This is a genomic window from Gemmatimonadota bacterium, from assembly GCA_022560615.1.
GTDB lineage: Bacteria > Gemmatimonadota > Gemmatimonadetes > Longimicrobiales > Gaopeijiaceae > UBA1138.
Genome location: JADFSR010000083.1, coordinates 1 through 5,788, shown reverse-complemented (window position 1 = coordinate 5,788; position 5,788 = coordinate 1). Strand labels below are relative to the sequence as shown.

At 64.9% G+C, this 5,788-nt stretch carries 5 protein-coding genes and 1 pseudogene; 5 read left to right on the top strand and 1 reads right to left on the bottom strand.

The window, feature by feature from the left end; genetic code table 11:
• The first annotated feature begins 139 nt into the window (after positions 1–139).
• From IIB36_20080 to lnt, 5 genes and pseudogenes are all read left to right on the top strand, one after another.
• A complete protein-coding gene (locus tag IIB36_20080) occupies positions 140–358 on the top strand; it encodes a hypothetical protein (GenBank protein ID MCH7534039.1) in 219 nt (72 codons plus the stop codon).
• Positions 306–1,577 (top strand): annotated as a pseudogene (rimO, locus tag IIB36_20075) (30S ribosomal protein S12 methylthiotransferase RimO). The gene IIB36_20080 and the pseudogene rimO overlap by 53 nt, the downstream one beginning before the upstream one ends.
• 22 nt (positions 1,578–1,599) lie before the next feature.
• A complete protein-coding gene (locus IIB36_20070; GenBank protein ID MCH7534038.1) occupies positions 1,600–2,286 on the top strand; it encodes a hypothetical protein in 687 nt (228 codons plus the stop codon).
• The gene (locus tag IIB36_20065) at positions 2,283–3,299 is read left to right on the top strand and encodes a Gfo/Idh/MocA family oxidoreductase (GenBank protein ID MCH7534037.1); all 1,017 of its coding nucleotides are present in this window, start codon (positions 2,283–2,285) and stop codon (positions 3,297–3,299) included. Before IIB36_20070 ends, IIB36_20065 begins: the two co-directional genes overlap by 4 nt.
• Positions 3,299–4,996, top strand: coding sequence for an apolipoprotein N-acyltransferase (gene lnt, locus IIB36_20060; protein ID MCH7534036.1), 1,698 nt, complete (start codon positions 3,299–3,301; stop codon positions 4,994–4,996). The genes IIB36_20065 and lnt overlap by 1 nt, the downstream gene beginning before the upstream one ends.
• 119 nt (positions 4,997–5,115) lie before the next feature.
• Here the strand turns inward: lnt and IIB36_20055 are convergent.
• A partial coding sequence (locus IIB36_20055) for a transposase (protein MCH7534035.1) occupies positions 5,116–5,788 on the bottom strand: 673 nt, incomplete at its 5' end.

Here is a 5,788-nt window from a genome sequence, read left to right as displayed (position 1 = left end):
GCTACGGCTACGCCTTCGCCCCTCCGCGACCCGCGCAATGCGCGGGTGCCCTCTGGGGCCGTGGCACCCGGGGACCCGTGCGACAGCACGGGTGGCGGCCCGCCCCCCTTTCCGATCACCCTTCTAGAGCCGCGCGCACGTGAGCCGGACGCGCGACCTTCCGGTCTTCCCGCTCACGCCCGACCCGGTGCGGCCCGACGTCTCGCCGGACGTTGCGCCCGTACACCACGAGTTGGTGGCTGCGGGATCACTCGACGGGCCCCGCATCGCGCTGATCACGTTGGGATGCGACAAGAACACCGTCGACTCAGCGCATGATGGCGGTGCTCCTAGGCCATGGAGCCCACGTGTCGAGTGACGTGGACGGCTCGGATGTGGTGATCGTGAACACGTGCGGCTTCATCCAGGAAGCCAAGGAACAGTCGATTGAGACGATTCTGGAGGCTTGCGATCTCAAGGAGCGCGGGCAGCTGAAGGCTGTGGTCGCCGTGGGGTGTCTGGTCGAACGCTACAAGCGAGATCTCCAGGAGGAGATTCCCGAGGTCGATCTCTTCATGGGACTGACTGAGCTCCAGGGGCTCGTGCCCGAGTTACGCTCGCGGGGACTGCTGCCCGAATCCGATGCGGTGCCCATGATGGAGCGCCCGCTGCGCGTGCTCTCCACCGAGACTCCGCACACGTCGTACCTGAAGATCAGCGAGGGGTGCGACCACACCTGCGCGTTCTGCGCGATTCCGCTCATGAGGGGACTACACAGGTCGCAGCCCGTGGGCGAACTGGTGCGCGAGGCTGCCGGCCTCGGCGCTCAGGGAGTGAAGGAGATCAACATCGTCTCGCAGGACACGACGTGGTACGGGCGAGACGCCCGCCGGCGCGACCGGGAAGCCCCGCTACTGCCCGAGCTTCTGCGCGCGCTCATCGACGGTACCGATGTGCCCTGGTACCGCCTCTTCTACATGTATCCGTCCGGGATCACACGCGAGATGGTCGAGCTGATCGCAAGTGAGGCGCGGATCGTGCCGTATCTCGACATGCCGATTCAGCACGGGAGCGATCGCATGCTCCAGCTCATGCGCAGGCCCGAACGTCGCGGGACCATTCGAGAGCGGGTGGGATGGCTGCGCGACGCGATCCCGGACCTCACGCTCCGTACGACGGTGATCGTTGGGTTCCCCGGTGAAGAGGACGACGACTTCAGAGAGATGCTCGACTTGTTGGAAGAGATCCGATTCGAGCGCGTGGGCGCCTTCACCTACTCCATCGAGGACGGCACCCGGGCCGCCGACATGGAGGGACACCTCGAGCAGGCCGTCATGAACGAGCGGCTCGAGGAACTGATGGAGCTTCAGCGGGACATCAGCTTCGAGAAGAACCTCGCGCTGGTAGGGACGCGGGCAACCGCGCTCGTCGACCGCCGGGTCGAGGACGATGACGAGTTCGTCGCGGTTGCGCGCACGGTAGCTCAGGCGATAGAGGTCGACGGCGTCACCAACCTCAGGGGAGCGGAGGGGATCGAGCCTGGCAGCATGATCGAGGTCGAGATCGTAGACGCACTCGACTACGATTTGGTGGCGTAGGTCACAAAGAGGAGGGAGGAAGATGCGGGCTAACATGTGCTTTGGGACGTGGGTAGTGGCGGCGATGGTGGGGCTCGCAGCGGCGCCGAATGGGGCGAAGGGCCAGGACCTCGCCGACTTCGACTACGAGCACCTGTCCTTGCGCGGCGTGGGCTTCGAATGGGGTTACTTGTACCCGTCTCGCGTCGAACGCACGCAGAGCTACGGCATGCGCGTCGACCTGGGGTACCTAGGGCCCGGGCTTCGCATCGTCCCGAGTGTGACGTATTGGAAGGCGCCGTTCAGAGCGGAAGAGATCCAAGAGCTCGAGGACCGCGTCGCGGGGCTCGTTCAGACGCAGGCGGGTGGCCCGGCCCCGACCGTCGACCTGGGAACGATTGAGTGGAGCGATGTCGCGGTTGCCGTCGACGCCCATGTCGTATGGAGGATCCCCTTCAACTTCCTGTCGTTCGGTGGACTGGGCGTTGCCGCGCACGTCATGAACGGCAACGGCACCGCCATCAACGGGACGTTCGTCGAGGACCTGTTGGATTCCGTCACCGCCGGCTTCAACCTCCATGCTGGTCTCGAGTATCCGCTGAGCGATCGGTTCCGACTCAACGGACAGGGGCGGTACGAAGTGCTCGGAGATCTGCAGTACTTCCAGCTGCGATTCGGAGCCCAGTTCATGATCGGCGAGAACGCGCCGGGAGAGGAACGGAGTCGGTGACGGACGAACCACCCCCCATCCGCTTGGCCGTACTTGGGACGGGGGCCATCAGTCAAGTCGTGCACGTCCCGATTCTCGCGGAACGGAACGACGTCGATCTGGTCGCTCTCGCGGATGCGGACACGCATAAGGCCGAGACAATCGCGCGCCGCTTCGGGGTCGCCGAGGTCATCGACCCCGAGCAGGCACTCACGCGTGACGACCTGGACGGTGTCTTTTTGTGCACACCGAACCACACACACGAGGAGATGGCGCTTCAAGCGCTCGAAGCGGGCAAGCACGTGTTCGTCGAGCGCCCGATCGCGACCTCGGCCGTGGGCGCCGCGCGGGTGATCGAGGCGGTAAAGACGGCCGGTACCTACCTCTCGGTCGGACATCCGCACCGGTTCCGCCCGGAGGTTGCCGCGCTGCGGAGTTTCGTCGCCGGCGGCGAGCTAGGGGAGCTATATGCGGTGCGCGGGAGTTGGCTTACGCGCAGCGTGCCGCTCCAGCGCCCGACGTGGCGTCAGAACAAGGCCGCATCCGGCGGAGGCGCGGTGATCGATCTGGGTGTGCCAGCACTGGACCTCTGCTTGTGGATCGTCGGTTTCCCCAACATTCAAAGCGTCTCGTGCGTGGCACGCGGAGGCGACTACGAGGTCGAGGACGCTGCCACTCTGATGTTCGAGAGTGAGGACGGAATCATCTTCTCGATCGAGGTCAGCAACCGGCTCTTCGCTAGCGAGGATCGATACTACGCGCGGGTGATGGGCACTGAGGGTTCAGGTTCGTTCCCACCGCTGGAGGTCTACAAGCAGCTTGGCGGCCGCCCGCTCGAGGTCACGCCGCGCCAGCCGCGGCCCCGGGGAGGCGAGAACCCGTACACCAACGCATATCGACGCCTGATCGACCAGTTCGTGCGCGGTGTCTCTGGACGCGGCGAAATCGAGGTTCCTGAGGAGCAAGTAGCGCTCATGCGCTTGATCGAGGCCGCTTATGAATCCGCTGAAGCGGGCCACGCGGTAGCGGTGTAGTGAACGACGGTACGCCGGCCTCCACTCGTGGCGGCCGGTTCGCCGGCTTGAAGATCCTGCTCTGGCCGAGGCCGGGCGAACGACTGCTTCCGGCGGTTTCCGCAGTTTTGCTCGCGCTCTCTTTCCCGCCTCTGCATCCGCTGATCCTCCCTTTCGTCGGGCTGGTGCCCATGGCGGTGTGGGTGCAGGGCCTCCCTTCGGGAAGCAAAGGACGGCGCGCGGCGGTCCGCGGGGCGACGGTGTTCGGAGCCGTGTACTTCGGGATCCTCTTCTACTGGATTCTGGTCGCCCTGATCTGGTTCTCGAAGCTCGCGATCCTCGCGTTCCTCGGCTCCTGGCTGGCGCTGACAGGGGTCGCGGTACTCTTCGGCTGGATGCTGCACCGCGCGGTGCACACGGTCCATGTCCCGCTCTGGCTCGCGCTCCCCATCACGTGGACCGCCGCCGAGTGGTTCCGCGCGCATCTGCCGGACACGCTGGCGTTCTCCTGGCTCGGCCTGGGGTCGTCGCTGTCGGGATTCCCGGAGCTGATCGGTTTCGCGGAGATCATCGGTGCGCGTGGACTGACGTTCTGGCTCGCATTGGTGAACGGGCTCGTTGCTGGCCTCGTGCTAAGCCTCCGAGAAGGCCGGGGATGGCGCCGCCAGGGCGCGATCATCGTGGCCGTTCTCGTGCTGCCCATGGGGTGGAGCGTTTGGCGGGCCAACACGCTGCAGATGAGGGCGGTCGGTGAGGTCGCGGTCGTGCAGCCGAACATTCCCCAGCGCATCAAGCTCGACGATAGCGTCGTGCTGGACAGCACGTTCGCGTCGCTCGACCGGTTGATGCCGAGGCTTGCGCCTGGCTCGGTAGGGCTGGTCGTGATGCCCGAGGTCACGTTTCCGACGCAGCTGACGCATCCGGACGCTGCCGACGTGGTTACGCGCGTGCAGGGATACAGCCGTGAGGTCGGCGCCCCGGTTCTCGTGGGTGGCTTCGGGCATGAGTTTCTCGACGACGGGACCTTCATCAAGTACAACTCGGCGTTTCTGGTCGAGCCGCAGGGGCTGACCGACTTCCAGTACGACAAGCGGTACTTGGTTCCGATGGTCGAGCGCGTGCCGCTGCTGCCGAGAAACTGGGTGCCGACGCTCCGGCACTTCGGCACGTACGGCAAAGGGGAAGGCTGGCCGCTCGTCGAGGCGGGAGACCACCTCTACGGGGTACTGATCTGTTACGAGTCCACGTATGCGGCGGCGGCGCGCAGTTTCCGACGCGCAGGCGCTGACGTGCTACTGAACATCACGAACGACGCGTGGTACGGTCGCGAGCCGCTCTATACACGTACGACCGCGCTGTGGCAGCATCCCGCGCACATGGTTCTGCGGGCCATCGAGAACCGCGTGGGGGTAGCGCGCGCAGCGAATACGGGGATCTCGCTCTTCATCGACCCCGTGGGACGAGTGTACAACACCACCTCGCTCTTCGAGGCTGACATCCGTATCGACACCGTCTACACGACCGACATCGTGACCTTCTATGTGAAGTACGGTGATCTCGTGGGCGACGGTGCGGCCCTCGCGGCGCTGCTCCTGACGCTCGCTTCCCTTTGGCTGTCACGGCCGGCCCCCTCCCTAGTTCGCATCCGGAAATGGCGTATATGGGATTGGGAACGAGAGGAAGTGAGGTGGGGCAAGCACGATAGACGCTCGATCTGACTCGACGGCGGCGGATGAGGGCACAGAAGTAGCATCGAAGCGGGATTGCTGGGGGTGCAGGGCACACTGATCCCGGCCCCCGGGCGGGGGTCTGAGTAGACCTCGGGAGCAGGTGGGGTTCAGGCCAGCAGGTGACGAGCCAGCGTGAGCAGATTGGCCGAGAGTACGGACGCCTGCACGTAGCTTTCGAAGGAGAGCTCTCCACGCCAGGTGCAGCGCCTGAGTCCGAACGCGCGCTTGAGGAACGAGATCATGCCTTCGATTCCGGCGCGGAAGTTACGCAGTCTCCGGTAGACCCAACTGCTGCGGGTCATGTCGCTGACAAGGAGTCCACGCTTCTTGTGGAAGCAGACATCCTCCACGCCCAGCGCCTTGGCCTCCCGTAGGTTCTGCTTCGAGGTGAAGCCTCCATCCATCGCCGCCTGTCGGGGAGGACGACCGTAGATCTCGCACTGCCGTTCAAGCATCGTCAGCGCCATGGTCGAGTCCGCCGGATTCCCGCTCTCGATCTTGCAATCGAGGATCAGGCCCGAGGCTCCACCCGTCAGGTACACCTTGTGCCCGTACAACGTGTCGCGCCGGTCCTTGACGATGATGTCGGCATGCGTCTCGAAGAGCGATACCAACTTCTCTGAAGCCGGCACCTTCTCTCCGTGGATGACGCGTCGCTCGGTCTGATCGATCACGCGCAGTAGCAGCTCCACGTAATGGGTGAGCTCACTCGCCAACTCCTGCGCCTCAGAGTCTCCCAAGTGCTGAACACACAGGTAGTTGGCTGCCCGCTGGGCATAG